Origin of the sequence: Paenibacillus sp. FSL W8-0919 (assembly GCF_038003785.1) — a bacterium.
Lineage (GTDB): Bacteria > Bacillota > Bacilli > Paenibacillales > Paenibacillaceae > Paenibacillus_AQ > Paenibacillus_AQ lactis.
This window is the reverse complement of the sequence record NZ_JBBOPV010000001.1, coordinates 5,729,964-5,756,414: the sequence shown is the minus strand read 5'-3', so window position 1 is coordinate 5,756,414 and position 26,451 is coordinate 5,729,964. Positions and strand designations below refer to the sequence as shown.

23 protein-coding genes are annotated in these 26,451 nt (G+C 57.1%); 21 read left to right on the top strand and 2 right to left on the bottom strand.

Going from position 1 to position 26,451, the window contains the following annotated elements:
- Window position 1 precedes the first annotated feature (1 nt).
- Window positions 2-349, bottom strand: a complete 348-nt coding sequence (locus NST44_RS26150) for a YugN family protein (RefSeq protein ID WP_007129632.1) — start codon at window positions 347-349, stop codon at window positions 2-4.
- 257 nt (window positions 350-606) lie between these two features.
- Between NST44_RS26150 and NST44_RS26145 the strand changes: the two genes are divergently transcribed.
- The 9 genes from NST44_RS26145 (at window position 607) to NST44_RS26105 (ending at window position 9,671) form a co-directional block, all read left to right on the top strand.
- Window positions 607-1,110: an NUDIX domain-containing protein gene (locus tag NST44_RS26145; RefSeq protein WP_210095528.1), complete on the top strand. Its 504-nt coding sequence runs from the start codon at window positions 607-609 to the stop codon at window positions 1,108-1,110.
- Window positions 1,111-1,143: 33 nt separating this feature from the next.
- Window positions 1,144-2,313 (top strand): M20 family metallopeptidase, encoded by a 1,170-nt coding sequence (locus NST44_RS26140; protein ID WP_144878108.1) that lies wholly within the window; start codon window positions 1,144-1,146, stop codon window positions 2,311-2,313.
- A 163-nt stretch (window positions 2,314-2,476) separates the two neighbouring features.
- Window positions 2,477-4,297, top strand: coding sequence for a DNA repair helicase XPB (locus NST44_RS26135; protein WP_210095527.1), 1,821 nt, complete (start codon window positions 2,477-2,479; stop codon window positions 4,295-4,297).
- Window positions 4,294-6,057, top strand: a complete 1,764-nt coding sequence (locus NST44_RS26130; RefSeq protein WP_007129636.1) for a helicase-associated domain-containing protein — start codon at window positions 4,294-4,296, stop codon at window positions 6,055-6,057. The genes NST44_RS26135 and NST44_RS26130 overlap by 4 nt, the downstream gene beginning before the upstream one ends.
- A 96-nt stretch (window positions 6,058-6,153) precedes the next feature.
- The gene (locus NST44_RS26125) at window positions 6,154-6,591 is read left to right on the top strand and encodes a YlbF family regulator (protein WP_028405222.1); all 438 of its coding nucleotides are present in this window, start codon (window positions 6,154-6,156) and stop codon (window positions 6,589-6,591) included.
- Window positions 6,592-6,638: 47 nt separating this feature from the next.
- The gene (locus NST44_RS26120) at window positions 6,639-6,902 is read left to right on the top strand and encodes a YlbG family protein (RefSeq protein WP_007129638.1); all 264 of its coding nucleotides are present in this window, start codon (window positions 6,639-6,641) and stop codon (window positions 6,900-6,902) included.
- Between the two features lie 362 nt (window positions 6,903-7,264).
- On the top strand, window positions 7,265-7,702 hold the full coding sequence (locus NST44_RS26115; RefSeq protein WP_007129639.1) for a hypothetical protein: 438 nt from the start codon (window positions 7,265-7,267) through the stop codon (window positions 7,700-7,702).
- Between the two features lie 128 nt (window positions 7,703-7,830).
- Complete coding sequence (locus NST44_RS26110) at window positions 7,831-8,727, top strand: selenium metabolism-associated LysR family transcriptional regulator (RefSeq protein ID WP_040738469.1); 897 nt, start codon at window positions 7,831-7,833, stop codon at window positions 8,725-8,727.
- Between the two features lie 65 nt (window positions 8,728-8,792).
- Window positions 8,793-9,671: a PHP domain-containing protein gene (locus tag NST44_RS26105; RefSeq protein WP_007129641.1), complete on the top strand. Its 879-nt coding sequence runs from the start codon at window positions 8,793-8,795 to the stop codon at window positions 9,669-9,671.
- Between the two features lie 140 nt (window positions 9,672-9,811).
- Here NST44_RS26105 and NST44_RS26100 read toward each other — a convergent pair whose 3' ends face one another.
- On the bottom strand, window positions 9,812-11,566 hold the full coding sequence (locus NST44_RS26100; RefSeq protein WP_007129642.1) for an Rqc2 family fibronectin-binding protein: 1,755 nt from the start codon (window positions 11,564-11,566) through the stop codon (window positions 9,812-9,814).
- A 186-nt stretch (window positions 11,567-11,752) separates the two neighbouring features.
- On the opposite strand from NST44_RS26100, the gene NST44_RS26095 reads away from it, so the two are divergent.
- The 12 genes from NST44_RS26095 to rsmB all read left to right on the top strand — a co-directional run bounded on the left by NST44_RS26095 (window position 11,753) and on the right by rsmB (window position 26,399).
- On the top strand, window positions 11,753-14,542 hold the full coding sequence (locus NST44_RS26095) for a calcium-translocating P-type ATPase, SERCA-type (protein WP_007129643.1): 2,790 nt from the start codon (window positions 11,753-11,755) through the stop codon (window positions 14,540-14,542).
- Between the two features lie 76 nt (window positions 14,543-14,618).
- A complete protein-coding gene (gene dapF, locus NST44_RS26090; RefSeq protein WP_007129644.1) occupies window positions 14,619-15,455 on the top strand; it encodes a diaminopimelate epimerase in 837 nt (278 codons plus the stop codon).
- 211 nt (window positions 15,456-15,666) lie between these two features.
- Window positions 15,667-17,538: a bifunctional homocysteine S-methyltransferase/methylenetetrahydrofolate reductase gene (locus NST44_RS26085; RefSeq protein WP_007129645.1), complete on the top strand. Its 1,872-nt coding sequence runs from the start codon at window positions 15,667-15,669 to the stop codon at window positions 17,536-17,538.
- A gap of 38 nt (window positions 17,539-17,576) precedes the next feature.
- Window positions 17,577-18,464, top strand: coding sequence for a YicC/YloC family endoribonuclease (locus NST44_RS26080; RefSeq protein ID WP_028405229.1), 888 nt, complete (start codon window positions 17,577-17,579; stop codon window positions 18,462-18,464).
- Window positions 18,465-18,516: 52 nt separating this feature from the next.
- Complete coding sequence (remA, locus tag NST44_RS26075) at window positions 18,517-18,777, top strand: extracellular matrix/biofilm regulator RemA (RefSeq protein ID WP_006209218.1); 261 nt, start codon at window positions 18,517-18,519, stop codon at window positions 18,775-18,777.
- A gap of 13 nt (window positions 18,778-18,790) precedes the next feature.
- A complete protein-coding gene (gmk, locus tag NST44_RS26070) occupies window positions 18,791-19,363 on the top strand; it encodes a guanylate kinase (RefSeq protein WP_007129647.1) in 573 nt (190 codons plus the stop codon).
- A gap of 60 nt (window positions 19,364-19,423) precedes the next feature.
- The gene (gene rpoZ, locus NST44_RS26065; RefSeq protein WP_007129648.1) at window positions 19,424-19,624 is read left to right on the top strand and encodes a DNA-directed RNA polymerase subunit omega; all 201 of its coding nucleotides are present in this window, start codon (window positions 19,424-19,426) and stop codon (window positions 19,622-19,624) included.
- Window positions 19,625-19,750: 126 nt separating this feature from the next.
- Entirely contained in the window at window positions 19,751-21,034 is a 1,284-nt protein-coding gene (coaBC, locus tag NST44_RS26060) for a bifunctional phosphopantothenoylcysteine decarboxylase/phosphopantothenate--cysteine ligase CoaBC (protein WP_007129649.1), read from the top strand.
- A complete protein-coding gene (gene priA, locus NST44_RS26055; protein ID WP_007129650.1) occupies window positions 21,034-23,562 on the top strand; it encodes a primosomal protein N' in 2,529 nt (842 codons plus the stop codon). The genes coaBC and priA overlap by 1 nt, the downstream gene beginning before the upstream one ends.
- Window positions 23,563-23,605: 43 nt before the next feature.
- On the top strand, window positions 23,606-24,100 hold the full coding sequence (gene def / locus NST44_RS26050) for a peptide deformylase (RefSeq protein WP_007129651.1): 495 nt from the start codon (window positions 23,606-23,608) through the stop codon (window positions 24,098-24,100).
- On the top strand, window positions 24,097-25,038 hold the full coding sequence (gene fmt, locus NST44_RS26045; RefSeq protein ID WP_007129652.1) for a methionyl-tRNA formyltransferase: 942 nt from the start codon (window positions 24,097-24,099) through the stop codon (window positions 25,036-25,038). The genes def and fmt overlap by 4 nt, the downstream gene beginning before the upstream one ends.
- Window positions 25,035-26,399, top strand: coding sequence for a 16S rRNA (cytosine(967)-C(5))-methyltransferase RsmB (rsmB, locus tag NST44_RS26040; RefSeq protein ID WP_007129653.1), 1,365 nt, complete (start codon window positions 25,035-25,037; stop codon window positions 26,397-26,399). The genes fmt and rsmB overlap by 4 nt, the downstream gene beginning before the upstream one ends.
- Window positions 26,400-26,451: the final 52 nt, after the last annotated feature.

Below are 26,451 nucleotides of genomic sequence, written 5' to 3'. Positions count from 1 at the left end.
ACTACGCTTCCAGCAGAGCTTTCAGCTCCTGAATCTTCTTGGTGGCCACATTCATAACCGGCTGAGGAGCCATGCTCTCATACTCCAGACCATGAGGGAAGGTAGCCTTGCCCATGTAGACCGCTTCAATCTTAAGAATGGTGTCAGGCTTCTCCAGCTTGCCTTCCACGGCGCGGGTGTTGATGCGCAGGAAGTATTCTGCCTGGTTCTTTTTATCTTCGATTTTCAAATCGTATGTAGCGCGGTAGTATTCCCACTGCCAGCGAATGAACCCTACCTTTTCCGCACATTCGTCGAGGTAAGCCAAATCGCTGTGTAAACCGTCTAAGCCTGTATTTTCAAAAATCATGTGGTCATAAACCCCCTTAATATTCCTAGCAAAGTTCTTTAATATGATAGTATGTTTCAGGAACTTCTGCAAGCCTGTAGCGCCCGTCCGGCCTCAATTTGAGACCATGTATCCAGAAGATATTTTGGTGACGACAGGCATTCCTCTTTTCTGTTAGAATAAAACGAGGAGCAAATCGGTTTTGAAATGTACGCTTTCCATCCGCGCGGTTATATATTCATATGGTTTATATCATACAGCGAAAGGCGGAGGGCCAAATGAACCGGACCGTGTACAAGACGGAATATTATGCAGTCGAGGTGAACGATCAGCACGAAATCGTTGTATTCGACCAGATGCCGGAGTCAGCCTCGGTGGTAGCGATGCATGAAGGCTGCCTGCTGCTGGTTCGCCAGTATCGGGAAGCGGTGGACGAGATAACCTGGGAGCTTCCCGGAGGGACCGTCCGTCCCGGGGAAGAGGCTGCTGCGGCCGCCCGGCGCGAACTGGAGGAGGAAGCGGGCATACGATGCAAGGATCTTAGCTATATGGGCAGCGCTTACCCGATGGCTTCGCTTGCGAACCGGAAGGTGCATTATTATTTTACGGATGTGTTGAAGCCGGCAGGCGCTTTGGACCGCCGTCCGGACGATGACGATGTGGCCGCCGCATGGGTTCCGCTTCGGGACGTGTTCCGAAAGGTTCAGCAAGGCGGCGTTGACGCCATGGTCGGACATGGCCTGCTTCTGGGGAGCCTTAACGGTTATTTTTCGATCGAATGATCGTTCATAGTTCGGGGAGGATGATGAAGCTTGATGAAGGAAGCATTTTGGGAACAGTGGTTTCCGCGAATGGTAGAGTGGCGACGTCATTTACATATGAATCCGGAAGTATCGTTTCATGAGAAGGAAACCTCGAGATTTGTTGCGGACCGGCTGCGGGAGCTCGGCCTCGAGGTAAAGACCGATGTCGGCGGTCACGGCGTCATTGGCATTTTAAGAGGCGACAAGCGGGGAAAAACGATCGTGCTGCGGGCGGACATGGACGCCCTGCCGATCGAGGACGGCAAGAGCTGTGAATATAAATCCAGAGTTCCGGGGGTAATGCATGCCTGCGGGCATGACGGCCATACCTCCATGCTGCTTGGAGCGGCCGCTTACTACAGCACGTACCGGGAGGAGCTTCCGGGCGAAATCCGGTTCATGTTCCAGCCTGCGGAGGAGGTGTGCCCCGGCGGGGCGATCGAGATGATCAAGGACGGCGCCATCGAAGGCGCCGATGTGGTCTACGGGCTTCACCTGTGGACACCGCTCCCGGTCGGCACCGCAGCGAGTGCTCCGGGTCCGCTCATGGCCGCAGCCGATGAATTCTTCATCGATATTACCGGCCGCGGCGGTCACGGCGGGATGCCGCATGTAACGGCTGATGCGCTTGTAGCCGGGGCCGCGCTTGTCATGCAGCTGCAGACGATCGTGAGCCGAACGGTCGATCCGCTTCAGCCTGCGGTCGTCACGATCGGTACGATGCAGGCAGGCACAGCGCAGAATGTGATCGCATCGTCCTGCCGGATTACGGGAACGGTGCGCACGTTCGACGAGGCTACGCGGACGCTGATCCGTGAGCGGATCGAAATGATGGCCCGCACCGTATCCGAGACCTATGGCACGGAATCGTCGGTCCGTTATCTGATTGGCTATCCGGCCCTGGTGAATGATGAGCAGGAGACGGCCCGATTCTTCCGTACGGCGCCGAAGGTGTTCGGAGACGAGTTTGTGCAGCTGTCGCCGAAGCTGATGCCGGCCGAGGATTTTGCTTACTATCTACAAGAGCTTCCGGGCTGCTTCATGTTCGTGGGCGCAGGGAACCCGCAGAAGGAAGCGGTATACCCGCATCACCATCCGATGTTTGATTTCGATGAAGAGGCGATGCGGTACGGCGTTCGGCTGCTCGTGGAGATGGTATCAAGCTGCCGGGAGGAAGGCTAGAGAATCTGCCTTCTTTGACGGCAGGCGCATGAATGGACGTTTTTTGGCAATCCTATAGATTATAAGGGGAAGTTCAGATCCAATGTTTGTTTGGATGTGGACTTCCTTTTTTTAGGAGCTGGAAGACCCTTGCCGCAAATTCATGCAAAAGGAGGAGTAGACGATGAACCCAAAGCCATGCATCGTCCAAAGGGATCGGACCATTCTGCTTGAGACCGCACACCCCGAATTCGAGCAGGCCCGCCGGCAGCTGTCGCAGTATGCCGATCTGGTCAAAAGTCCTTCGTCGTTTCATACATATCGCATTACCCCCTTATCGCTCTGGAATGCCGCCGCCAGCGGAAAGAGCGCCGAAACGATCTGCTCCAGCCTGCAGGGGCTGGCCAGATGGGAGGTTCCGGTACAGGTTCTGGCCGAAATTCGACAGCTTGTCAGCCGTTACGGGCAGCTGTCGCTGCTGCCGCATCCGGACAAGGAGCAGCGCCTGCTTCTGCGCAGTGTCAGCGAGTCGCTGCTGAACGAGCTGCGGAGCCTGCGCACGCTGGCGGACATCGGGCTCGACTTCCGCTCATCCAAGGAGGCGGAGGTCCCGGCGGACCGGCGGGGCTTATTGAAGCAGGAGCTGACGCGTCTCGGCTATCCTGTCCTGGACCATGCGGGGTATCAGGACGGGCAGTATTTGGACATCCGGTGGCGGGGAGAAACCGATCCGTTGGCCGCAACTCCAGGCAACGAAAGCCTGCCGGAAGCTTCCGATCCCCGGAAGGAGGAGAAGGTGCAAGGCTTTCGGCTTCGCGATTACCAGCGTGAGGCGGCCGCATCCATTCGGGATGCCGGGGGTTCAGGGGGCAGCGGCGTGATCGTGCTGCCTTGCGGGGCGGGGAAGACGGTGATCGGCATGGCGGCAATGCGCGAGCTGCAGTGCGAGACGCTGATCCTCACGTCCAATACAACCTCGGTCAGGCAGTGGGTCGATGAGCTGTTAAGGAAAACGACGCTGACCCCGGAGGACATCGGCGAATATTCCGGACATCGGAAAGAAGTCCGGCCGGTCACCGTCGCCACGTATCAGATATTGACGCATCGGCCGGGCAAGGGGGACGAGCAGCTCCATATGAAGCTGTTCAATGAGCGCCGCTGGGGGCTGATCATATACGATGAGGTTCATCTGCTGCCCGCCCCGGTATTTCGAGCTACCGCCGATATCCAGGCCACACGCCGTCTGGGTCTGACCGCGACGCTGATTCGGGAGGATGGACGGGAGCATGATGTATTTTCGCTGATCGGTCCGAAGCGGTATGAGATGCCGTGGAAGGAGCTCGAGGATCAGGGGTGGATCGCCGAGGTGGACTGCCTGGAGGTTAAGGTGCCGATGACTTCGCATCTGAAAGAGAAATACCTGGCTGCAGGAAAGAGAGAGCAGTATCGGCTCGCGGCCGAAAATCCGTCCAAGCTGTCAACCCTTATCCGGCTTGTCGAGCGCCATCCGGGGGCACAGATCCTCATCATCGGCCAGTACCTGGATCAGCTGAAAGCCATTGCCGATCGGCTGCAGGCGCCGCTCATTACCGGGCGGATGGCGCAGAACGAACGGCATGCCTGGTATGCCGCTTTTCGCAGCGGGGAGACCCGGCTGCTCGTCGTCTCCAAGGTTGCCAATTTTGCGGTGGATCTGCCGGATGCGTCGGTGGCTATCGAGGTTTCCGGCAGCTACGGCTCGCGTCAGGAAGAAGCCCAGCGTTTGGGGAGACTGCTGCGGCCCAAGCAAGGTGAGAATAAGGCGCATTTCTATACGCTCGTAACGGAGGACAGCCGTGAGGAGTTTTTTGCGCTGCGTCGCCGTATGTTCTTGATTGAGCAGGGCTACGAGTATCGGACGATGACCGTCATGGAGGGGGCGGTCCCCGCCCCTGTGCATGCGAAGCAGACTTCGGGTCGCAAAGAACCGAGACCGGCGGGCAGAAGGGAGGCGTCAAGCCCATGACGGCGATGGGGGATCATGAAAGGGGAGGAACGGCCAGCCTGGATCAGCTGCGTCCCCTGGAGCGCACAGTGCTTTCCTTCATTTGGCGCAGGTTCGCCGGGAGGCCATTTAGCGACGACCATTTGCGCACGCTGATCATTCCGCGTTTGAGCGGCGCGGAGGTGCAGCTTGGGGTGCTGCTCTTACGGAGGCGGGGATGGATTAAGGCGGCAAGCAAAGGATGGAACGAGTGGGAGTACTGCATTCCGTTTCATAAGCTCGGATTCCTTCAATCGTCGTTTGGCGGTTTGCAGGCAGTTCCGTCCGCGGGAGAACCTTCCAAGCTGCTGCAGGAAGGAAGAGCCGGCATATCGCTTGATGTATTCAATACGCTGGTATATGCGGAGAAAACCTCTTTGGCCGTTACTTCCCGTGGCGTGCTGCACAAAAAGCATATCCGGCGGCTGGAGGAGATCGCAGCCCTTTCTCCAAACGATTTGGATCCAGCAGTGCTCCGGTTCACTCAGCATGAAGCGTATCCGCCTCAAATAGCGCTTATTCTTGACCTGCTCCAGTCTCTCGGGCTTGCCGCCATCCAGTCTCTCGGGCTTGCCGCCATCCAGCGGCACGGGCTGATCATTGATCGCCGGGCTCTTGGAGAATGGCTGGAGCTTTCGCGCGAAGCGATGGATAACAGGATCCTCTTCATTCTTATGGAGCGCTGCACTCCGGAGAATCCGGCCTACCAGCATTTCGTCTGGCGTCTGTGCGATCCGTCCTTGACTTGCGGGCGGTGGATCGATCCGGGCCTGCTGCTGTCGGACAGCCATGACGGCAGTCAGAAGGAAGATGGTGCCGGCACCATTAGCCGTTTACACGCCGGGGAAGCCTTCCCATGGCTTCGTTTGCTGGCAGGCTGCGGGTACATCGACCTCGGAGAGAATGATGACGGAAGGATCGTGTTTCGATGGCGCATGACGCCGCTCCCTGCGTTATTCGGAGGTTTCGCAAACAGCGAAGCAGGAAGCGGCCGGTTGTATATTCAGCCCGATTTCGATATCCTGATCCCGCCCGACGTTCCTTATACGCTTAGATTTCAGGCTGCGCTGTTTACGGAACGGTTATCGGATGACGTCATGTCCGTTTATCGGCTGACCCGCGACTCGGTCATGGAGGCCGCAAGGGCAGGCATCGGCCCGGAGCAGATCATCCAACTGCTCGAGAAAGGGGCGGCGGCCGGATTCCCTGACCATGTCCGGACCGCGATCGTCCAGTGGGGCATGGGAGCGGACGATTCGGAAAACCGCCCGGGCCACCGGCTTCAGCTGGGTAACGCGGACCTTGCCGATGGTGCCGATGGTGGGAGCAGTCGATATCCGCTGCCTTGGTCCCTTGATTCCGCAGCGGCTGTGATCACGGAGCGGGCTGGCAGCACTGGCGAAGCGGAGAACGAGCCTAACGAGGTGGATGAGCGGTTGCCGGATATTCGCTCTCTGCTCCCGGATTTGACGCGGATTCCTGCCATGTGGACGAAGGATTGGCGGGCTTACCACAGCTCGACGGCCAAGCAAATGATGGAGCAGGCACTCGCTTTATCCGTAAAACTGGAAATTTCGATCAACGGCAGACGAATGGAATTCATTCCGCGCGAGCTGGGGCGAAACCCCTGGACAATAACAGGCGCCCTGTTTCCCCCTGGCGCTGACGGCCCGGAGTCGATCGTGCAGCTTAGCGAAGGACAATGGAGAGAAATGCGCTTGCTTATCCCTGAAAGCGTATGAATTCCCCCTTCTTAAGAGACGCACGTTATGCTATGATGGAAGAGTCCACGAATGCACAAGCAAGGGACGAATCTAATAGAGAAGCGGGATGAGTTCATGAGCGTATCGGAAATAAACACGATCGATATGGCCGAGGTGCTCACCTATGCCTACGAGATCGGCGATATGATTAATGCTTCCGTCGAAGTGGCGGATTACTTATATTGGAAGCAGGCGGTTGAGCGAGACCCGGCCATCCAGAGCTTGATCAAGAAGCTGGAAGCCAAGAAGGAGCTGTTCGAGGAGACGCAGCGGTTCGGTCACTTCCATCCGAACTACCATTCGGCGAAGGATGAGGTCAGCAAGGTGGAGGCGGAGCTGGAAGCCTTTGAGCCGGTCGCCCGGTTCAAACAGGCGGAGAAGAATCTGGATGATCTTCTGCACTCAATGTCCGAGCGAATTGCCTTCTCGGTTTCGAGCAGCATCAAGGTCCCTAGCAACGATCCTCTTCCGAAGAAGGGCTGCGGCAGCGGTGGCGCCTGCCAGTGCGGCTAAAGCGCTGCGAGCCGATAAGAGAATGAAAGCGAGGCGAGGACCTTAGGATGTTGGCGGAACGTACCGGTTTTATTATATGGGTCAGCGATGTCAAGGCAGCGAGGAATCTGGAGAAGTACGGCAGCGTGCATTATATTTCACGCCGGATGCATTACGTTGTGATGTACGTCAACGCGGACCGTGCCGAGGAAACGATGAAGAATATCCGGAGATTATCTTACGTACGTAAGATCGAGCGCTCTTACCGGAACGAGATAAAGACGGAATATAACAGCAAAGGTCCTGACAAGGCGAAGTTCTACGGTCCATAGACCGGAGACGAAGCTTGCAGGCGCAGTTTGAGGACAGAAACGACATAAGGCAACCACTGGTTGCAACAGCGCGGATTAGCGGCCCTCCGGGGCCGTTTTTTTTATTGTCCGGCGGGGAAGACGATGATCCGACGTGAACCCGCGTTTTCATTTTTATAAAAATTATCGGCAAAAGCTAGAAATCAATTGGAATAAATCGGAATCTCCGGCGATAATATAGATACAACTAGAGGAATTACTAAATTTTCGGTAAATGTTCACAAGAAGCAAGGTTTCAATCTTGTGAATCCTAGTGGAATGATGTAATATGTTGGGTATATATACATAGATATAAAGACCCATTTGGTGGAGAGTGATATTCCATGCGCGACAAAGGGACTGAGCGTTGGAGCACATACGAGCCGTTTTATATTACATTGAATGATAAAAAAGTGGCTGACATCGTCGTTACCAATCATGCGAGAAGCCGGTATACGGATCGGGTAAAGGGCGACGACACGACCCATGAGGAAATCGGGGCCTGGATGTGGGAATGCCTGAAGCAGAACCGGATCGTGCCGTACTATCGCAATGAACAGGACGTTTATTTAATTGACGACGATTTGGTCGTGGTAGCGGAGTTTTCGGAGCTGGAGGATGAGCGTGATCTTATCGGCAACCCGCTGCATCGGATGATTATCGTGACTTTTTTGGGGCGCATGTCGGAGACGATTGAGCTTCGCGACCTGAAGTCATATTATTCGTGGCTGCGCCATTCGCGGCGCATGACCTTGATCAAGAACAGTCGTAAACGAAAATAATTTTAAAAAATAATAGATAGAAATCCACATTGGCATGCGAGCGATCTGCGCGGATGTCTTTTTTGTGCGTTTGCCGGCAATCGGCTACAATGGTGTTGAGCCAGGCAGCGAGAGGGGTAACGATCGTTATGAATTTTCATCAGCTACATATTTTTTATACGGTGGCGGAGCGGGGGAGCTTCTCGGCGGCCGCTCAGGCGCTCCACATGAGCCAGCCTGCGGTCACGATGCAGATCCAGGCTCTGGAGGAGCATTTCGGCACGAAGCTGCTGAACCGCTCCACGAAGCGCATCGAACTAAGCGAGGCCGGTCGGATTCTGCTGCCCTATGCCCGGAAGATCCTCGAGCTCTCGCGGGAAACGGATGCGGCGATGGCGGCCTTTTCCAATATGCTGCTCGGAAGGCTCCAGCTCGGCGCAAGCCTGACCATCGGCGAATATGTGCTGCCGCGCCTCCTTGGACCGTTCGGGCGGGCGTATCCCGACATATCGATTATGCTGAAGGTGATGAACACATCGCAGATTCTCGAGGAGATCGCGGGCCATCAATTGAATTTCGGGCTGATCGAAGCACCGGTGGAGCATCCGGATATGGTGCTTGAGCCGGTCATGGAGGACGAGCTGAAGCTGATTGTCCCATCGGGGCATCCGATTGCGGAGAGACCGGATCCAATCGAGCTGAGTGAAGTGCTGACTTATCCGTTTGTGCTTCGAGAGAAAGGCTCCGGTACCCGGAAGGTGATGGAGGATGTGTTGATAGAGCGGGGAATTGACCCCGGGGCGATTCGGACCGTCATGGAGCTCGGCAGCACCGGCGCGGTCAAATCGGCCGTGGAGGAGGGGCTGGGGATCACTATGCTCTCCACCTCAACCGTCAAGCACGAAACCGCGCTTGGGCTGGTCAAGATGATTGATATCGCGGATGCATCGTTCAAACGCAATTTCTATGCGATTCAGCTGCGGTCCGCCCTGCTGCCGATGTCCGCGACAACCTTCCTGACTTATTTGAAAGAGCAGCGGCAGTAACCAGAGGCTTGTTGAGAGCGGCTGCAAGCTTTGTGGTTATGGTCAAACGCGAAAGGAGAATGGAAATGCCCATACGATTACCGGATGACGTAAAGGGAGGCTGTGATTTGCATACGCACACACAGGCTTCGGATGGAATGAATCGTCCCTCTGAAAATGTACAGCTCGCATTCGAGCGCGGCTTAAACGCGCTGGCCATTACGGATCATGACACGGTCGCCGGCGTCGAAGAAGCTCTCCTTGCCGGACAACGTCACGGCATTGAGGTTGTGCCCGGCGTGGAAATCAGTACCATGGCCGGCGGCAAGGACATTCATATCCTGGGGTATTATGTGGATATCCATGACGAAGTCTTTCTCGGACGGCTGGCGGAGCTCCGGCGAACGAGGGAGCTGCGCAATGAGAAGATTTTAGCGAAGCTTAAGGAGCTCGGGATCAGCATCACGATGGATGAAGTCATTCGAGGATTGGGGCGGGAGCTTGCTCCCGATGAGAGCATCGGCCGACCTCATATCGCCGATGCGCTAGTCCGCAAGGGACATGCCGGCAGCATGCGCGAGGCGTTTGACCGCTATCTTGCGCAAGGAGCGGCAGCCTATGTGCCCCAGGAGCGGATTCATCCGTCGGTGGCTTGCGATTGGATTCGCGATGCCGGAGGCGTGCCCGTGCTCGCCCACCCGGGCATTTATGAGGACGATGAACTGGTGGAAATGATCATTCGGGAGGCCGGGCCGAGGGGAATCGAGGTGTACCACTCCGACCACGGAGCGGACGATGAAACCCGCTACCTGGCCATGGCCCAGCAATACAGCCTCATCGTGACCGGCGGCTCGGACTATCATGGCGTGAGGCAGGGCGAGGTGTTTCACGGAGACATCGGTGCAAGGCGCGTAGCGGCCGAGGTGCTGGAGCAGCTGCGGAATTCGCAGGGATCCGTACAGTGAACGGACATGGATCAGACATATAAATAAAAACGGGTATCCCCGATTTTCGTTTTCATGGGGGATACCCGTTTTTTTATTGTCTTGGCTTTTATTTGTTCTTGGTTCTTATTTGTTCCAGGCAGCCCAGATAAGGACCGGCACTATCGGTTGTTTTTCACGGTGCTCGGCAGTCCCTTGATCAGCTGTTCATCCGGCGTGACGAACAACGTCTTCTGATTGTCGTAGATCACATATCCCGGCTTCGCCCCGCTTGGCTTGCGGACATGCCGGATCAAGGTGTAGTCGACAGGCACGCTGCTGGACTCCTTGGCCTGGCTGTGGTAGGCCGCCAGCTGCGCCGCTTCCTGCAGCGTCGCCTCCCCGAATTCGCTGCTGCGGATCACGACGTGCGACCCCGGAATATCCTTCGTGTGAAGCCAAGTATCGTTAGGGGATGCAAGGCGGTTGGTCAGGTACTCGTTCTGCAGATTGTTCTTCCCGACGTACAGCTCGATGCCCTCCGATGATGTGTAGACATGAAGCGTAGGCTTGTCGTTCTTCTTCTTTTTCTTCGTCTTGCGGCTTCGGTCCCGGAGGTACCCTTGCTGGATCAATTCTTCCCGTATTTCGTCAATGTCGTTCAAGGTGGCATGGTCCAGCTGCTGAAGGAGATTGTCGAGATAGCCGATTTCCTCACGGGTTTTGATCAGCTGCTCGTTAATGACGGCCAGGCTGTTTTTATATTTGTTATATTTTTTAAAATAGCGCTGGGCATTATCCGATGGCGTCAGGAGAGGGTCCAGCGGAATGGTGACGAGCGACTGCTCTTCATCGTAATAGTTGACGAGCCGGACTTCCCGGTCCCCCTTCTGAATTTGGTGCAGCGAGGCGAACAGAAGCTCGCCGAAGATCCGGTAACGGTCCGCATCGCCGGCTTCCTCCAAATCCTCATGCAGTTTATCGAGCTTCTTGATATTCTTGGTCCGCTCGTTCTGCAGAAAACGCAGAAGATCGCTTACCTTCTGCTTCACGGCGTCGCGCTGGGCTTTATCGCCGTAATAATCCTCCATGCACTCGCTCACCGAGCCATAGGTCTTGGTCTCTTCCGCCAAGTGGGTGAGCGGAATGACCGAGAACACCGACTTTCCCTTTGCATTAAGTCCGGATACGGGGCTGTACCGATGATGGCGCACCATATCCATCACCTCGTTGAATGCGCTCCACAGGCTGCCGCAATTTTTCTCGGACTCTCCGCCGGAGGCATCTTCCGCTCCGGCCCGGTGCGTGATCTCTTGGGCGGCGAGCGGGCTCAAACCGCTGAAGGTGCCCACAAGCCATGAAACTGCCGGCTCCTCGCTGAGCAGGCATGCCTCACGGAAAGCGTCTTGTCCCGTTTCAAGCGGATTCTGCTTGAACTGCTCGGGCGGGCTCGTGTAGGCAAAGCCCGGCATGACAACTCTGTAGCTGCTGATCGCCGGCGTGACATGGTGAATGCCGTCCAGGATCGTGCCCGTGGCCGGATCGAGCAGAATGATGTTGCTGTGCCTGCCCATCAGCTCAACGATGATTTTTTTGGTGGATACATCGCCCAGCTCGTCGCGCTGCCGGACCGTGATCTCGATAATCCGCTCCATGCCGACCTGCGTTATGTCCTCAATGATGCCGCTCTCGCAGTGCTTCCGCATCACCATGCAGAACATGGGCGCTTCCGCCGGATTGACGAACGCTTCGCCGGTAAGATGCACCCGGGGATACGTCGGGTTCGCGGACAGCAGCAGCTTTGCATTGCCTTGCTGCGTGCGGATATGCAGGACGATGTCCCTCTCATTCGGTTGATATATTTTATTGATCCGCGCGCCCCGGCATGATTGAAGCTCATGCACGAGCGCACGTGTAACGATTCCGTCCAGTGCCATGAATACATTCTCCTTCTGTCTCTTACCCTTCCTATCGTACTTCTCTATGATGCCATATTTCCCGTAAAAACTTAATAGCCCCTTCTGTGATAATTCAGGTTTTGTCCGAATACATTTACGTAGCAGGGGTGGAAAAGCTGTCAATCCGCCGGAACTTGCGTAAAACAACCGGGAGGGAAAGGAAGCATGGAACAAAAGCAATGGCACCAGATGGATGTGGATGAATTGCAGCAGGTGCTGCATTTGCGTCCGGAGCAGGGCCTCACGGAAGAGGAAGCCGGGGAAAGACGGAAAACCAGCGGTTATAACGAGCTCTCCGAGGGGGCGAAAATTTCCCCGCTTGTTCTGTTTTTGAACCAATTCAAGGATTTCATGGTGCTCGTGCTCCTTGGGGCGACCCTGATCTCCGGATTGCTTGGGGAGTATCTGGATGCCGTAACCATCGTGGCGATTATACTGATAAACGGGATACTCGGTTTTGTCCAAGAGTTTAAAGCGGAGCGGTCGCTGCGGGCTCTGAAGCAGCTGTCCGCCCCGTCCTCCAAAGTGCTGCGGGACGGTAAAGTGGTGCATCTGGCGGCCAGGGAGCTGGTGCCTGGAGACGTGGTGCTGGTGGAGAGCGGCGACCGCATTCCGGCCGACGTCCGCTGGCTGGAGACGAGCAGCTGCAGCGTTGAGGAGTCGGCATTAACCGGGGAGTCGATGCCGGTGAACAAGCATGCCGAGCCGATCCCCGAGGCGGATGTGCCGCTTGGCGACCGCAAAAATATCGGCTTTATGGGCACGATGGTCACCCGCGGTTCCGCCAAGGGCGTTGTCATCCGGACTGGAATGGATACCGAAATGGGCAAGATCGCCGATCTGATCCAGAGCACCGAATCCCAGGAAACGCCGCTGCAGCATCGTTTGGAGCAGCTAGGGAAAATATTGATCGGCGTTTCGCTCGCGCTCACGGTTCTGGTCGTCGTGGCGGGCATCCTCCACGGGCAGCCGGCGGCAGGCATGTTCCTGGCAGGCGTCAGCCTTGCGGTTGCAGCCATTCCGGAGGGGCTTCCGGCCATCGTAACGATCGCCCTGGCGCTCGGCGTCCAGCGGATGATCAAGCGCAAGGCCATTGTGCGGAAGCTGCCTTCGGTCGAGACGCTTGGCTGCGCCTCCGTCATCTGCTCCGACAAGACGGGCACGCTGACCCAGAATAAAATGACCGTCACCCGGATCTGGCTTGGGGGCCGCATCTTGGAGGTGACCGGACAAGGCTATGATCCGACTGGACAAATCCTCCATAAGGGCAAGCCGGTCGAGCTGCGGTCCGATCAGGCGCTGCGCCGGCTCCTGCAGATCGGGGGACTGTGCAACAACGCCGAAATCGTCGAGACTATACAGCAAGATACGCGTAACAAGCGCAAAGGCAAGGAGGAGCCTGCGGCCCCTTCCGCTTGGGAATTGAAAGGGGACCCGACCGAAGGCGCCCTGCTGACCCTGTCGTCCAAGATGGGTTTGACCAAAGCAAGCTTGGCATCCGTGTACCAGCGGGATAAGGAATTTCCGTTCGATTCGGAACGGAAGCTGATGTCCGTCATCGTCAGCCATCAGGGGGGACGCCTGCTCTGCACGAAGGGCGCGCCGGATGTGCTGCTTGAAGCCTGCACGTATATTTTATGGGACGGAAACGTCGTGCCGCTTACACCGACGCTGCGCCAGAAGGTGCTGGCCGCGAACGAAGGCATGGCTTCCGAAGCGCTCCGGGTGCTCGGCCTTGCATACCGCGATCTCCGGCCTTACGACAAGCCGGAAACGGACAAGGAGGCGGAGGGCCAGCTGATCTTCGTCGGATTGGCAGGGATGATCGATCCGCCTCGACGCGAGGTGCGCGACGCGATTGCAACCTGCCGCCGGGCGGGCATCAAGACCGTGATGATTACCGGCGACCACAGGACCACCGCCGAAGCGATTGCCGGCCAGCTTGGCATCATGCCGAGGAACGGCTTGTCCTTGACCGGGCAGGAGCTGTCTCGGATGGATGACAAGGAGCTGGACGCCAAAGTGGACCAGACCTTCGTCTACGCCCGCGTATCCCCGGAGCATAAGCTCCGAATCGTCAAATCGCTGCAGCGCAAGGGCCATGTGGTAGCGATGACCGGCGACGGGGTCAATGATGCGCCGGCCATCAAGGCGTCGGATATCGGCATCGCGATGGGCATCACTGGCACGGATGTGACCAAGGAAGCCTCATCGCTCGTGCTCAGCGACGACAACTTCTCGACCATCGTGTCGGCCATAGAGGAAGGCCGGAGCATCTATGAGAACATACGCAAGTTCATTCGCTATTTGCTGGCATCGAATGTCGGGGAAATTCTGACGATGTTCTTCGCGATGATGCTTGGCCTGCCGCTTCCGCTCGTGCCGATTCAGATTCTATGGGTAAACCTCGTGACCGACGGGCTTCCAGCGATGGCGCTTGGCGTGGACCAGCCGGAGAAGGACCTGATGGAGCACAAGCCGAGAGGGGCCAAGGAGAACATTTTCGCCCGCCGGCTCGGCTGGAAAATTATCAGCCGCGGCGTTTTGATCGGCCTTTGTACGCTTGGAGCCTTCTGGATTACGCTGTCCGGCTCGCCAGACGATTTGGTGAAAGCCCAATCGGTCGCCTTTGCCACGCTTGTGATGGCGCAGCTGATCCACGTGTTCGACTGCCGCAGCTCACGCTCCATTTTCCACCGTAATCCGCTGCAAAACAAAGCGCTGGTACTGGCAGTGCTCTCTTCGATCCTTCTGATGCTGGGGGTTATGTACATCGAGGTATTCCAGCCGATCTTCAAGACGGTTCCGCTCGGACTGAAGGAATGGGCGCTGGTGCTTGTCGCCGCCGGAATCCCGACCTTCCTGATGGGAGCCGGCAGCGTATGGGGTGGACGAAGAAACCGCAACCGCAGCCGCCGCAGCATGATGCCGAAGAGTGCAAATATTTCGGCATAAAGTCAATGGGTGAGCCCATCCGATCTAGTATATGCTAAACTCAAGTTTTGCTATTGCAGAGGAGATGGGTTTGACGATGGAATTTACAAAAATGCACGGACTCGGCAACGACTTCGTTGTCGTGTACGGAGAACAGGAATTGCCTTCGAACGCCTCCGAGCTGGCTGTGAAGCTGTGTGACCGCTTCTTCGGCATCGGCGCGGACGGACTCGTATATATATTGCCTTCAGCCAAGGCGGATTTCACGATGCGGATCATGAACTCCGACGGATCCGAAGCGGAGCAATGCGGCAACGCGATCCGCTGTGTTGCGAAGTATGTTTACGATCATGGCCTGATCGATCGCACGGAGATGACGATTGAGACGCTGGGCGCGGGCGTGCAGAAGCTGCGCCTTACCGTCGAGGCAGAAAGGGTCGCCAGCGTGCGGGTCGATATGGGCGAGCCGATCCTGGATGGACTTCGCGTGCCGACAACGGTGGATCAGCATCCGGTGGTGAACCATCCGATCGAGGTTGACGGGCGGGAATTTCGCTTTACGGCCGTGTCGATGGGGAACCCGCACTGCGTAATCTACGTAGACGACGCCGTCAGCTTCGATCTCGGCACCTGGGGGCCGAAGCTGGAGGTTCACCCGCTGTTCCCGCGGAAGACGAACGTCGAATTCGCGACGGTCAACTCCCGGAATCAGATCGATATGCGGGTATGGGAGCGCGGGGCAGGACCAACGCTTGCTTGCGGCACCGGCGCCTGCGCCACGCTTGTAGCCTCCGTCCTGAACGGTGCGGCTGACCGCAGCGCGACCATTTCCCTTAAAGGGGGAGACTTGTTCATCGAATGGGATGAGCGTGACAATCACGTATATATGACCGGGCCTGCCGAAGTTGTGTATACAGGAACCGTTGTCCTGTAATATGATTCCTGAAAGGCTGCTGAAGCGTTGATATCGGAATCGTTAGATCGAACTGGATATACCGCTATTTGCGGCATTATCTGTCCATTGCCTGGAATTACAAGAAGGAGACCTGAAGGAGACCTGAACGGGTCTCCTCTTTGTCTCTTTATCTTTAGGAAGGTTTTGTGATACATTAGTGAAAATATTAGTCAGGTGGAGGGAAGGCACAGTGAAACCGGATCTAAGGCAGGCGTGGGAGAATCAGGTACTGATCGGGGACGGCGCCATAGGTACCTATCTATATCAACTAGGGTTCCCCGTAGGGATATCATATGAGGAGCTGAACCTGACCTCTCCGGAGGTTATCGGAAACGTTCACCGGCAGTATGTTGACGCCGGCGCGCAGTTGATCGAAACGAATACATTTTCGGCCAACTACGACAAGCTGTCCAAATACGGCCTGGAGTCCAAGGTCGGGGAGATCAACCGGGCAGGCGTGCGCATTGCCCGCGAGGCCGCAGGCCGCGACGGCTATGTCGTCGGCGCTGTCGGCTCCATTCGGGCCGGCCGCAGAAGCAACATATCGACTGGCGAGCTGAAGCGGTACTTTGAGGAGCAGCTCAGCGTTCTATTATCCGAGGGCGTCGACGGCATCCTGCTGGAAACCTTCTATGATGTCGAAGAAATCCAGCTGGCGCTGCAGCAGGTCCGCAAGCTGACCGACCTGCCCGTCATTTGCCAGTTCGCGGTCGAGAATATCGCCCGGACGCTCGACGGCTTCTCGATGCAGGACGCTTATCGGATTCTCAGCCAGGAAGGGGCCGACGTGATCGGTTTCAACTGCCGGACGGGACCGAACGGGATCATGCGCGCATTGGAAACGCTAAGCGGGGTTATGAATCTGCCGGCATCGGTCTATCCTAATGCTGGGATCGCCGATTACGTGGACGGGGAATTCCGTTACGGCGCCAGCCCTGAGTATTTCGGTCAAATGGCGGTGCCGTTCGCGGACCTCGGCGCCCGGATTATCGGCGGATGCTGCGGAACGACGCCGGCTCATATCGCGGAGATCGCTTCGGCGTTATCCGGTTACGTGCCATCGCCTCTGCCGGAGGTTGAACCGGCCGAAATCAACCGGATCGTGATTCAGGAGCCTGCGGAAGGCAATCAGCCGGAGCGCTCTTCCGAGCCTTCCCTCGTCGATCTTGTGAAGGAACGCCACACCGTCATTGTGGAGCTGGATCCGCCGCGCGACCTCGACATCACGAAGTTTATGAAGGGGGCCGAGGCGCTGAAGAACGCGGGAGCGGATGCGCTGACGCTAGCCGACAACTCCCTCGCGGTCACCCGGATGAGCAACATGGCGCTGGGGCATCTTGTACAAGCCAGAATCGGCCTTCGGCCGTTGATTCATATCGCCTGCCGTGACCGGAACCTGATCGGGACCCAATCCCATATGATGGGCTTTGACGCGCTTGGCATCGACCATGTGCTTGCAGTTACGGGCGACCCGGCCCGTTTCGGCGACCTTCCGGGCTCGAGCTCGGTTTACGATATGACCTCGTTCGAGATCATTCGGATGATCAAGCAGCTGAACGAAGGCATCGCCTTCTCCGGCAAGCCCTTGAAGCAAAAAGCCAAGTTCGTTGTCGGGGCTGCGTTTAATCCGAATGTGCGCCATTTGGATAAGGCGGTTGCGCGCCTGGAGAAGAAGATTGCGTCCGGCGCGGACTATGTAATGACGCAGCCGGTATATGATCCGGAGCTGATCGTTCGGCTAAGAGAAGCAACCGCTCATCTGGATATCCCGATTTTTATCGGCATTATGCCGCTGGCCAGCGGACGGAACGCAGAGTATCTGCACAATGAGGTGCCGGGCATTCAGTTGTCCGATGAAGTACGCAGCCGCATGGCAGGGCTGGAAGGGGAAGCCGGACGAGCGATGGGCGTCCAAATCGGCAAGGAGCTGCTGGATGTCGCAACCAAGCATTTCAACGGCATTTACCTGATGACGCCGTTTATGTTCTACGAAATGAGCGTGCAATTAATGGAGTACGTCTGGGAGATATCGGGCCGCCGACTGTCCCCCTTGTTTCATTAATAATTATCAATTACAATAGTGTAATGGATGTGATTCCGATGTCATTGAGTATGACCGGATATGGACAGTCCGCCGTCGATTTTCAAGGGTATCATGTGTCAATAGAAGTGAAGTCGGTCAATCACAGGTATTGTGAAGTCGTGTTCAGAATGCCTCGTGAATGGTCCCGCTTTGAGGATTCGCTTCGGAGGGCCGTGCAGACCCGGATCGGCCGCGGACGGGTTGATGTTTACATTAACAAGGAAAATAACGGCGAGTCCCCGGATGCGGTGCTGAATCATGCCATGGTAAAAGCATACTTGCAGGCTGCAGAGGAATTGAAACCTTACGGTATTCAAGGAGAATTGACGGTACGCGACATGCTGTCCCTGCCGGATGTCCTCGTCAGTCCCGGGGGGCTTCCAATGGATGAAGCGCAGCAGCAGGAGTGGCATGATGCGCTTCTTCAAGGTCTCAACAAGGCGCTTGACGGCTTGGTGCAGATGCGGAGCAAGGAAGGGGCATTCCTGGTGAAGGACATCGAGGAGCGGCTTGGCCGTCTTGAATCGCTTCACAGCGAAATGGCCGAGCTGGCGCCTGAAGTGCCGGAGGAATACCGGAAGCGTCTGAGACAGCGCATTGAGTCGCTCGATGACGGGTCGCTTGCCGTTGATGAACATATATTCGGTATGGAAGTGGCTTTGTTTGCCGAACGCTGCAACGTCGAGGAGGAGCTGATCCGTCTTCGCAGCCATTTGGAGCAATGCAGGGAATTGCTTAATCAGAAAGGCCCTGTTGGCCGCAAACTTGATTTTCTGATTCAGGAAATGAACCGAGAAGTCAATACGATTGGATCGAAGGCCAATCATCTGACTCTGGTAAACCGTGTTGTCGAAATGAAAGCGGAACTGGAGAAGATTCGTGAACAAGCCGCCAACGTGGAATGAACTCGGCTTAATCGGCAAATAGAGTCAAATGTATAGGGGGAGCAGTCGCACTATGGCAATCAAACTTATTAATATTGGCTTCGGAAACATCGTATCGGCCAATCGGATCATTTCGATCGTGAGCCCTGAATCGGCGCCGATCAAGAGAATTATCCAAGAAGCACGGGACCGTCATATGCTGATTGACGCTACATACGGCCGAAGAACGCGGGCTGTTATTATTACCGACAGCGACCACGTGATTTTATCGGCCGTGCAGCCAGAAACCGTGGCGCACCGTCTATCCAGCAAAGATGACGACAACGACGAATAAGATGAGGAGTACTATGTCTAGAGGATTATTGATTGTATTATCCGGTCCATCCGGGGTAGGGAAGGGAACCGTCTGCACCGCTCTTCGGAGCCGTGTTCCGGAATTGGTCTATTCCGTGTCGGCCACGACACGTTCGCCTCGCCTCGGCGAGGTAAACGGCGTAAACTATTTTTTCAAAACCCGCGAGCAGTTCATGGAGATGATTGAGAACGATCAGCTTCTGGAGTATGCGGAATATGTCGGGAACTACTATGGTACTCCGCGGGATTTCGTGGAGGAGACGCTCGCCCAGGGCAAAGACATCATCCTGGAGATTGAGGTCCAGGGCGCTCTGAAGGTGAAGGAGAAATTTCCGGACGGAATCTTTGTGTTCCTGATGCCGCCGTCGCTTGAGGAGCTGAAGGACCGAATTCAGGGCCGAGGCACGGAAAACCAGGCAACCATCGAGCACCGCATGTCCGTTGCCGTCGATGAGATCAATTTGCTTCAGCATTATGACTATGCGGTCGTAAATGACGAGATTAATCTCGCATGCGAGAGAATAGAAGCTATTATTATAGCCGAGCATTGTAAAGTGAGAAAATAAATCTTGCCAGCCCATATCGGCTGCGAGATTTCTAGTATAGAAAGAAGAGGTGTTAGAGCTATGTTATACCCATCCATTGATGAAATGATGAACAAAGTCGACAGCAAGTACTCGCTCGTTGTTGCGGCTTCCCGCCGTGCACGTCAGCTCCGCGAGGGTCAACCGAGCGAACTCCAAAATCCGAAATCACATAAATTCGTAGGCGTTGCGCTTGAGGAAATCTACGGCGATTATGTGAAGATTGAACGGGAAGAAGCTTAAACGGCTTCTCCTACATCTGAATAGGAATGCGTTCGCGCAAAAAAATGTGACAACCGAAAGGTTGTTATTTTTTTGCGGGAGTGATGATAGGGTACCTTCAGACCAATCGAAAGCGGGGGAATTGTCATGTTGAACGGGAAAGTCATCGTCCTTGGCGTAACCGGCGGCATTGCCGCTTATAAAGCGGCCACGCTGTGCAGCCGGCTTGTTCAGAGGGGAGCGGACGTGCATGTCATAATGACGGAGTCCGCGAAGCAGTTCATTACGGAATTGACGCTCCAATCCCTGACCAAAAACCCGGTATATTCCGATACCTTCGACGAGAGGGATCCTTCGGTCGTTTCGCATATCCATCTCGCCGATATGGCGGACCTCTTCCTCGTTGCGCCGGCGACGGCCAACGTGATCGGCAAGATGGCCCACGGCCTGGCGGACGATATGCTGACAACGACGCTGCTCGCCACGACGGCGCCTGTCATGATCTCGCCGGCGATGAACGTCCATATGTATACGCATCCGGCGGTTATGGCAAATTTGGAGACGCTGGCTTCACGCGGCGTTGGCATGATCGAGCCGGGCGAAGGGCTTCTGGCTTGCGGCTATGTCGGCAAGGGAAGGATGGAGGAGCCGGATACGATCGTGGAGGTCGTGGAGCGTTTTTTCCAAGAACAGGACAAGCAGGGCGGCCCATCCTTAAGGGTTGACGGAATGCCCGGGTCTTCAGCCGACCATGCAGCGAACGGATCGCATGGCTTGCTGAGCGGCAAGAAAGTCGTCGTTACGGCGGGCGGCACGATCGAGCGGATTGATCCGGTCCGATATATTACGAATGATTCTTCCGGCAAAATGGGATTTGCGATTGCCAAAGCCGCGAAAGAGCTTGGAGCCGAGGTCCATTTGATCGCTGCGCATACCGACGAGGCGCCGCCCGAAGGGATCGAGACGGAAAGGGTGGAATCCGCGGAGGATATGTACCAGGCGGTGCTGCGCGCGTTTCCTGACAGCGATATCGTGGTAAAGGCGGCGGCCGTTGCCGATTACCGTCCACGGGAGGCGGCTTCGTCCAAAATCAAGAAGCGCGGCGATACGATGACGCTGGAGCTGGTGAAGACAACGGATATTTTGGAGAATTTGGGACGCCGAAAGACGACCCAATTCCTGATCGGCTTTGCAGCCGAAACCGACTCCGTAGAGCAGTATGCCAGAGAGAAGCTGAAGCGGAAAAATTGCGATTTGCTCGTAGCCAATGACGTCACGGCAGCGGGCGCGGGATTCGGCACGGACACCAACCTCGTCCAGATTTATGACGCAGAGGGGCTCGTCGAGCGGCTTCCGCTCATGTCCAAGGAGGAAGTGGGCCGGCGGCTGCTGACGCTGGCGGCCGAGCGGCTGTCCGGGAGGTTTTCTTAATGGAAATGGCACGGGTTATTGTGGACGTGCCGTCCAAGGATACGGACCGTCCATTCGACTATTTGATTCCGGAGCGGCTCCGTCCATGGATCGAGGTCGGCAGCAGGGTCGGCGTCCCATTCGGCCACCGGACGCTGCAGGGCTTCGTCGTATCCCTTCATCCGCGTCCGGAAATGGAGACGTCGAAGATGAAGCCGATCCAGGAAATATTGGACGTTATGCCGCCCCTGTCGCCAGAGCTGATTGAGCTTGGCGAATGGATGAAGGAGCGCTACGCCTGCCGGCTGATTACGGCGCTGCAATCCATGCTCCCGACGGCACTGAAGGGGAAAGCGGAAAGGTATATCTCGCTTGGGGACGGCAGCGGGCTGGAAGCCGAGCAGCCGGACAGCCTGTTTGCGCTGCTGCCGGAGAGTGAGCTGGAGCAGCAGCTGATCGCTTTTGTATCCCAGCGGGGCGAAGTGTCTCTGCAGCAGCTCACCCGCGCGTTCCCGGATGCCGCCCAAGCTATCAAGGGGCTGATTGAACGCGGAAGGCTGAGCGAGCATCAGCAGATTAAAGATAAATTGCAGAAGAAAACATTGAAGGCGGTTGGTCTTGCCGTTACGGCAGAGGAGGCGGAAGGGATCCTGGCTTCGTTTCCGGCAAAGGCTCGGAGGCAGAAGGAGATTCTGCAGCATTTGCTTGAAATGGAGCCCTTCCTGCCGCTCCCGCTGAAAGACCTGCTGCAGACGCTTGGCGTTACGGCGGGGACGGTCAAGTCGCTTGCCGATAAGGGCTGGGTCACGCTGGAGGATGTGGAGGTGTTCCGCGACCCTTACCGGGGACGGAATTTCAAGCCGAGCGAGCCGCTGGCGCTGACGCCCGAGCAGCAGCATGTTTACGACAGAATTGTTCGTACGCTGGATGAGCGTGCGCACGGCGTGTTCCTGCTGCACGGGGTAACCGGCAGCGGCAAGACGGAAATCTACCTTCAGACGATTGCCAGATGCCTCGATCAGGGGCGCCAGGCGATCGTCCTGGTGCCTGAAATTTCGTTGACGCCGCAGATGGTCGAACGCTTCAAGGGGCGCTTCGGAGACCGCGTAGCCGTCATGCACAGCCGCCTCTCGGACGGGGAGCGCTACGATGAGTGGCGCAAAATCCGGGAAGGCCGGGCTTCGGTCGTGGTCGGGGCAAGATCCGCGGTGTTTTCTCCGTTCGATAATCTCGGACTCATCATCATGGACGAGGAGCACGAAACTTCCTATAAACAGGAGGAAACGCCGAAATACCATGCGAGAGACGTGGCGATCCACAGGGCCCGTCGCACCGGCGCCGCCGTCATTCTGGGCTCGGCGACGCCTTCGCTGGAGAGCTATCATGCGGCGAGATCGCAGGCGCAGGATGAATTTGCCCCGGTTCTGCTGGAAATGCGGGCCCGGGCGCTCGGGAACAAGCTGCCGGCGGTCCGCGTGATCGACATGCGCGAAGAGCTTCGCGAAGGCAATCGCTCCATGTTCAGCCGGCCGCTGCACGAGGCGATTGCCGGTCGGCTTGAACGGGGAGAGCAGACGGTGCTGCTCCTGAACCGGCGGGGATACTCCACCTTCGTGATGTGCCGGAGCTGCGGATATGTGGCGGGCTGTCCGGAGTGCGACATCTCGCTGACGTATCACCAGAAATCGAACAATCTGCGGTGTCATTACTGCGGATATGCCGCCAAGACGCCGGAAGTGTGCCCGGATTGCGGCAGCGAGCATATCCGCTACTTCGGAACGGGCACGCAGCGCGTGGAGGAAGAGCTGGCTAAGCTCTTTCCCGGCATTCGCGTTATCCGCATGGACGTGGACACAACGACCGAGAAAGGCTCGCACGAGAAGCTGCTGAAGCAGTTTAGGGAGAAGAAAGCCGACGTGCTGCTTGGCACCCAAATGGTAGCAAAGGGGCTCGATTTTCCCGATGTGACGCTGGTTGGCGTCATAACCGCCGATTCCGCGCTGAATCTGCCCGATTTCCGGGCGGCGGAGAAAACGTTCCAGCTGCTTACGCAGGTTGCCGGACGCGCGGGTCGGCATCAGCTGCCGGGCGAGGTGGTCATACAGTCCTACACGCCGGAGCATTATTCGATCGTTCATGCAAGCGGTCATGATTATTTATCCTTCGTCAAGGACGAGCTGAAGCACCGCAAAGCGCTTCATTATCCGCCTTACTGCAGGCTTATTCTGGTGACGCTGTCCCATGAGCAGCTGCCGCTGCTCGTGCGCATGGCTGAAAATTTTGCCGCGGGGATCAAGGCCGAAGCCGACCGGCGCGGGTGGTTCGGGAGCCTGGACCGCTTCGACGCAAGCGCGCTCGACATTCTCGGACCGGTGGCTTCGCCGATCCCAAGGCTTAAAAATAGATACCGATTTCAATGTATGATAAAATGGCGGGGAACGATGGACGCCGTCTCGCTGACGCGGTCCGTGGCCGAGCAGCTTCAGGACTCGGCTCGGGACAGTACGCTTCAGATCAGCATTGATGTCGATCCGCAAATGTTAATGTAAACCCGCATATACTGATGAAAAGCACAAGGATGGTGTCGTTGAGATGGCAATTCGCTTGATCGTAAAGGAACCGGATGAGGTTCTTCATAAAAGAGCTAAAGAAATTACGAAAATTACGCCGAACGTTCAGAAGCTGCTGGACGACATGGCCGATACGATGTATGACGCGGACGGCGTCGGCTTGGCAGCTCCCCAGGTCGGCATTCTGAAACGGCTGATCGTTGTGGACGCAGGCGATGAGCATGGATTGATCAAGATGATCAACCCGGAAATCATCGAGAGCGAAGGCGAACAGTTCGGTCCTGAAGGCTGCCTCAGCATTCCGGGCTGGAACGGGGATGTGCGCCGCGCGGAGAAGGTTACCGTCAAAGGACTGGACCGGGAAGGCAATGAGCTCGTCGTGACCGGAACCGGGCTTTTGGCTCGCGCGTTCCAGCATGAGATTGATCATCTGAACGGGGTGTTGTTTACCGATATCGCCGAACGGGTGTATGAATATACGCCGGAGCAGCCGAGAAAAGAGCTGGAAAACCGATGAATATCGTATTTATGGGAACCCCTGCATTTGCCGTACCGAGCCTTGAGATGCTGATCGAGGAAGGGTATAACGTCGCAGCCGTCGTTACCCAGCCGGATCGTCCCCAAGGCCGCAAAAAGGTGCTGACGCCGACGCCGGTCAAGGAAGCCGCGCTTCGCCACGGCATCCCGGTGCTGCAGCCGCAGCGCTTGCGGAACCCTGAGGCTGTAGCGGAGCTGGCGGAGTATAAGCCGGATCTGATCGTTACGGCGGCGTACGGCCAAATTTTGCCGAAATCGGTGCTCGATTTGCCGCCGCTCGGCTGCCTTAACGTGCACGGCTCGCTGCTCCCGGCTTACCGGGGAGGCGCGCCGATTCAGCGCAGCATAATCAACGGCGAGAAGGTTACGGGCATCACGCTGATGTACATGGCTGAAGGGCTGGATACCGGCGATATGATCGCCAAAGTCGAGGTTCCGATCGAGGATGAAGATACGGCCGGGACGATGTTCGACAAGCTGAGCATAGCCGGCGCGAGACTGCTGAAGGAGCAGCTGCCGACTTTGGTTCAAGGCAAGGTTGCGGCCGAGCCGCAGGACGAGTCCAAGGCGACCTATGCACCGAACCTGACCCGGGAGGACGAAAAGATCGATTGGTCGAAAACCTCCCGTCAAATCTATGATCAAATCCGCGGCCTGGTTCCGTATTCGGGCGGCTTCACGCTGTGGAACGGGGACGTGTTCAAGGTGTGGGCCTGCGCCAAGCCGGATAAAGGCGACCAAGGCAAGGGCGATGGAGAGCCTGGAACCGTACTGGAAGTTAGTGAGAACGGCATTGTGGTCAAGACCGGCGACGGCGTGTTGACCCTATTGACGGTGCAGCCAAGCGGCAAGAAGGCGATGGACGCAGCCCAATTCGCGCGGGGGACGAGCCTTGCGCCGGGGACGGTGCTGACGTGAGCGGCAGCCCGAAGGGACGTCCGGCGTCGCCGCGGGAGCTGGCGATGCATGTGCTGACACAGGTTGAGCAGGAGGGAGCGTACAGCAACCTTCTGCTCAACACCGCTTTGCAGAAAGCAGCCCTGTCCAAGAGCGATGCGGGTCTGGCCACAGAGCTGATCTACGGGACGATTTCCCGGCTGAACACGCTGGATTATTTTTTGGACAAGTATGTGAATAAAGGCACCCGCAAGCTCCAGCCTTGGGTGAGGGCCTTGCTGCGGCTGAGCCTGTACCAGATTATCTACCTGGACCGAATCCCGGATCATGCGGTGGTGAGCGAAGCGGTCAATCTGGCGAAGCGCCGGGGGCACCAGGGCATCTCCGGGATGGTCAACGGCGTGCTCAGAAATATACTGCGCCAGAAGGAAAGCTTGGCGATCCCTGCCGATCTGCCGGCCGCGAAGCGGATCTCGCTTCAGCATTCGCACCCGGAGTGGCTGGTCGAGCGCTGGATTTCCCAATATGGCCGGGAGACGGCGGAGGCGATCTGCTCGGCCAACAATGAACCGCCGGCGGTCAGCGTCAGAGTAAATACGACGATGATCAGCCGGGAGGAGATGCTGAAGGAGATGGAGGGCCACGGCTTGCAGGCCGCCCCATCCTCCCTTAGCCCGTACGGCATCGTCGTGAAGGGCGCCGGCAATATGGCCCTGACCGACTGGTATCGTGAAGGCATGATCTCCATCCAGGATGAAAGCTCGATGCTGGTCGCCGAAGCGGTCGGTCCGGAGCCCGGCATGCGGGTGCTGGACTGCTGTGCCGCCCCTGGGGGGAAAAGCGCCCACATGGGGGAATTGATGAAGGACGAAGGCTCCATTGTAGCGAACGACATCCATTCCCACAAAGGCAAGCTGATCGCAGATCAGGCGGCCCGGCTGGGGCTGGACTGCATCCGAACGGTAACGGGCGATGCGATTGAGCTCCCCGCCCGGTTCGAGCCGGCTTCCTTTGACCGGATTCTGCTGGATGCCCCGTGCTCGGGGCTGGGCGTGATCCGCCGGAAGCCCGACCTGAAATGGGGGAAGACGGAGGAGGATATCCGCGAGATCGCGGCGCTGCAGTCAAGGCTGCTGGATTCCGTCTCGGCATTGCTTCGCCCCGGCGGGGTGCTGGTCTACAGCACCTGCACGATCGAGCCGCAGGAGAATGAAGGCGTGGTGACGTCCTTCGTGAACCGTCATCCCGAATTCGAGCTCGATGAAACGGGCAGCCTGTCCCGGCTCAAGGACAACGCGCTTGTCCGCGGCGGCGGCATTCAGATTCTGCCGCAGCACTATCATAGCGACGGCTTCTACATCGCAAGACTGCGAAGACGCTAAAACGAACCCGCGCGCCAGCCCGGCAAGAGGCCCTGCAGCCGTATCCCGCCCG

What these genes read in the sequence shown, in the direction of transcription:
- NST44_RS26135 (WP_210095527.1), top strand. Translation starts at nt 2,477, where the DNA reads ATGAACCCAAAGCCATGCATCGTCCAAAGGGATCGGACCATTCTGCTT.
- NST44_RS26095 (WP_007129643.1), top strand. Translation starts at nt 11,753, where the DNA reads ATGGAACAAAAGCAATGGCACCAGATGGATGTGGATGAATTGCAGCAG.
- remA (WP_006209218.1), top strand. Translation starts at nt 18,517, where the DNA reads ATGGCAATCAAACTTATTAATATTGGCTTCGGAAACATCGTATCGGCC.
- NST44_RS26105 (WP_007129641.1), top strand. Translation starts at nt 8,793, where the DNA reads ATGCCCATACGATTACCGGATGACGTAAAGGGAGGCTGTGATTTGCAT.
- NST44_RS26145 (WP_210095528.1), top strand. Translation starts at nt 607, where the DNA reads ATGAACCGGACCGTGTACAAGACGGAATATTATGCAGTCGAGGTGAAC.
- NST44_RS26080 (WP_028405229.1), top strand. Translation starts at nt 17,577, where the DNA reads ATGTCATTGAGTATGACCGGATATGGACAGTCCGCCGTCGATTTTCAA.
- priA (WP_007129650.1), top strand. Translation starts at nt 21,034, where the DNA reads ATGGAAATGGCACGGGTTATTGTGGACGTGCCGTCCAAGGATACGGAC.
- rpoZ (WP_007129648.1), top strand. Translation starts at nt 19,424, where the DNA reads ATGTTATACCCATCCATTGATGAAATGATGAACAAAGTCGACAGCAAG.
- coaBC (WP_007129649.1), top strand. Translation starts at nt 19,751, where the DNA reads ATGTTGAACGGGAAAGTCATCGTCCTTGGCGTAACCGGCGGCATTGCC.
- NST44_RS26150 (WP_007129632.1), bottom strand. Translation starts at nt 349, where the DNA reads ATGATTTTTGAAAATACAGGCTTAGACGGTTTACACAGCGATTTGGCT.
- NST44_RS26110 (WP_040738469.1), top strand. Translation starts at nt 7,831, where the DNA reads ATGAATTTTCATCAGCTACATATTTTTTATACGGTGGCGGAGCGGGGG.
- NST44_RS26140 (WP_144878108.1), top strand. Translation starts at nt 1,144, where the DNA reads ATGAAGGAAGCATTTTGGGAACAGTGGTTTCCGCGAATGGTAGAGTGG.
- fmt (WP_007129652.1), top strand. Translation starts at nt 24,097, where the DNA reads ATGAATATCGTATTTATGGGAACCCCTGCATTTGCCGTACCGAGCCTT.
- def (WP_007129651.1), top strand. Translation starts at nt 23,606, where the DNA reads ATGGCAATTCGCTTGATCGTAAAGGAACCGGATGAGGTTCTTCATAAA.
- NST44_RS26130 (WP_007129636.1), top strand. Translation starts at nt 4,294, where the DNA reads ATGACGGCGATGGGGGATCATGAAAGGGGAGGAACGGCCAGCCTGGAT.
- NST44_RS26125 (WP_028405222.1), top strand. Translation starts at nt 6,154, where the DNA reads ATGAGCGTATCGGAAATAAACACGATCGATATGGCCGAGGTGCTCACC.
- NST44_RS26120 (WP_007129638.1), top strand. Translation starts at nt 6,639, where the DNA reads ATGTTGGCGGAACGTACCGGTTTTATTATATGGGTCAGCGATGTCAAG.
- NST44_RS26115 (WP_007129639.1), top strand. Translation starts at nt 7,265, where the DNA reads ATGCGCGACAAAGGGACTGAGCGTTGGAGCACATACGAGCCGTTTTAT.
- NST44_RS26100 (WP_007129642.1), bottom strand. Translation starts at nt 11,566, where the DNA reads ATGGCACTGGACGGAATCGTTACACGTGCGCTCGTGCATGAGCTTCAA.
- gmk (WP_007129647.1), top strand. Translation starts at nt 18,791, where the DNA reads ATGTCTAGAGGATTATTGATTGTATTATCCGGTCCATCCGGGGTAGGG.
- dapF (WP_007129644.1), top strand. Translation starts at nt 14,619, where the DNA reads ATGGAATTTACAAAAATGCACGGACTCGGCAACGACTTCGTTGTCGTG.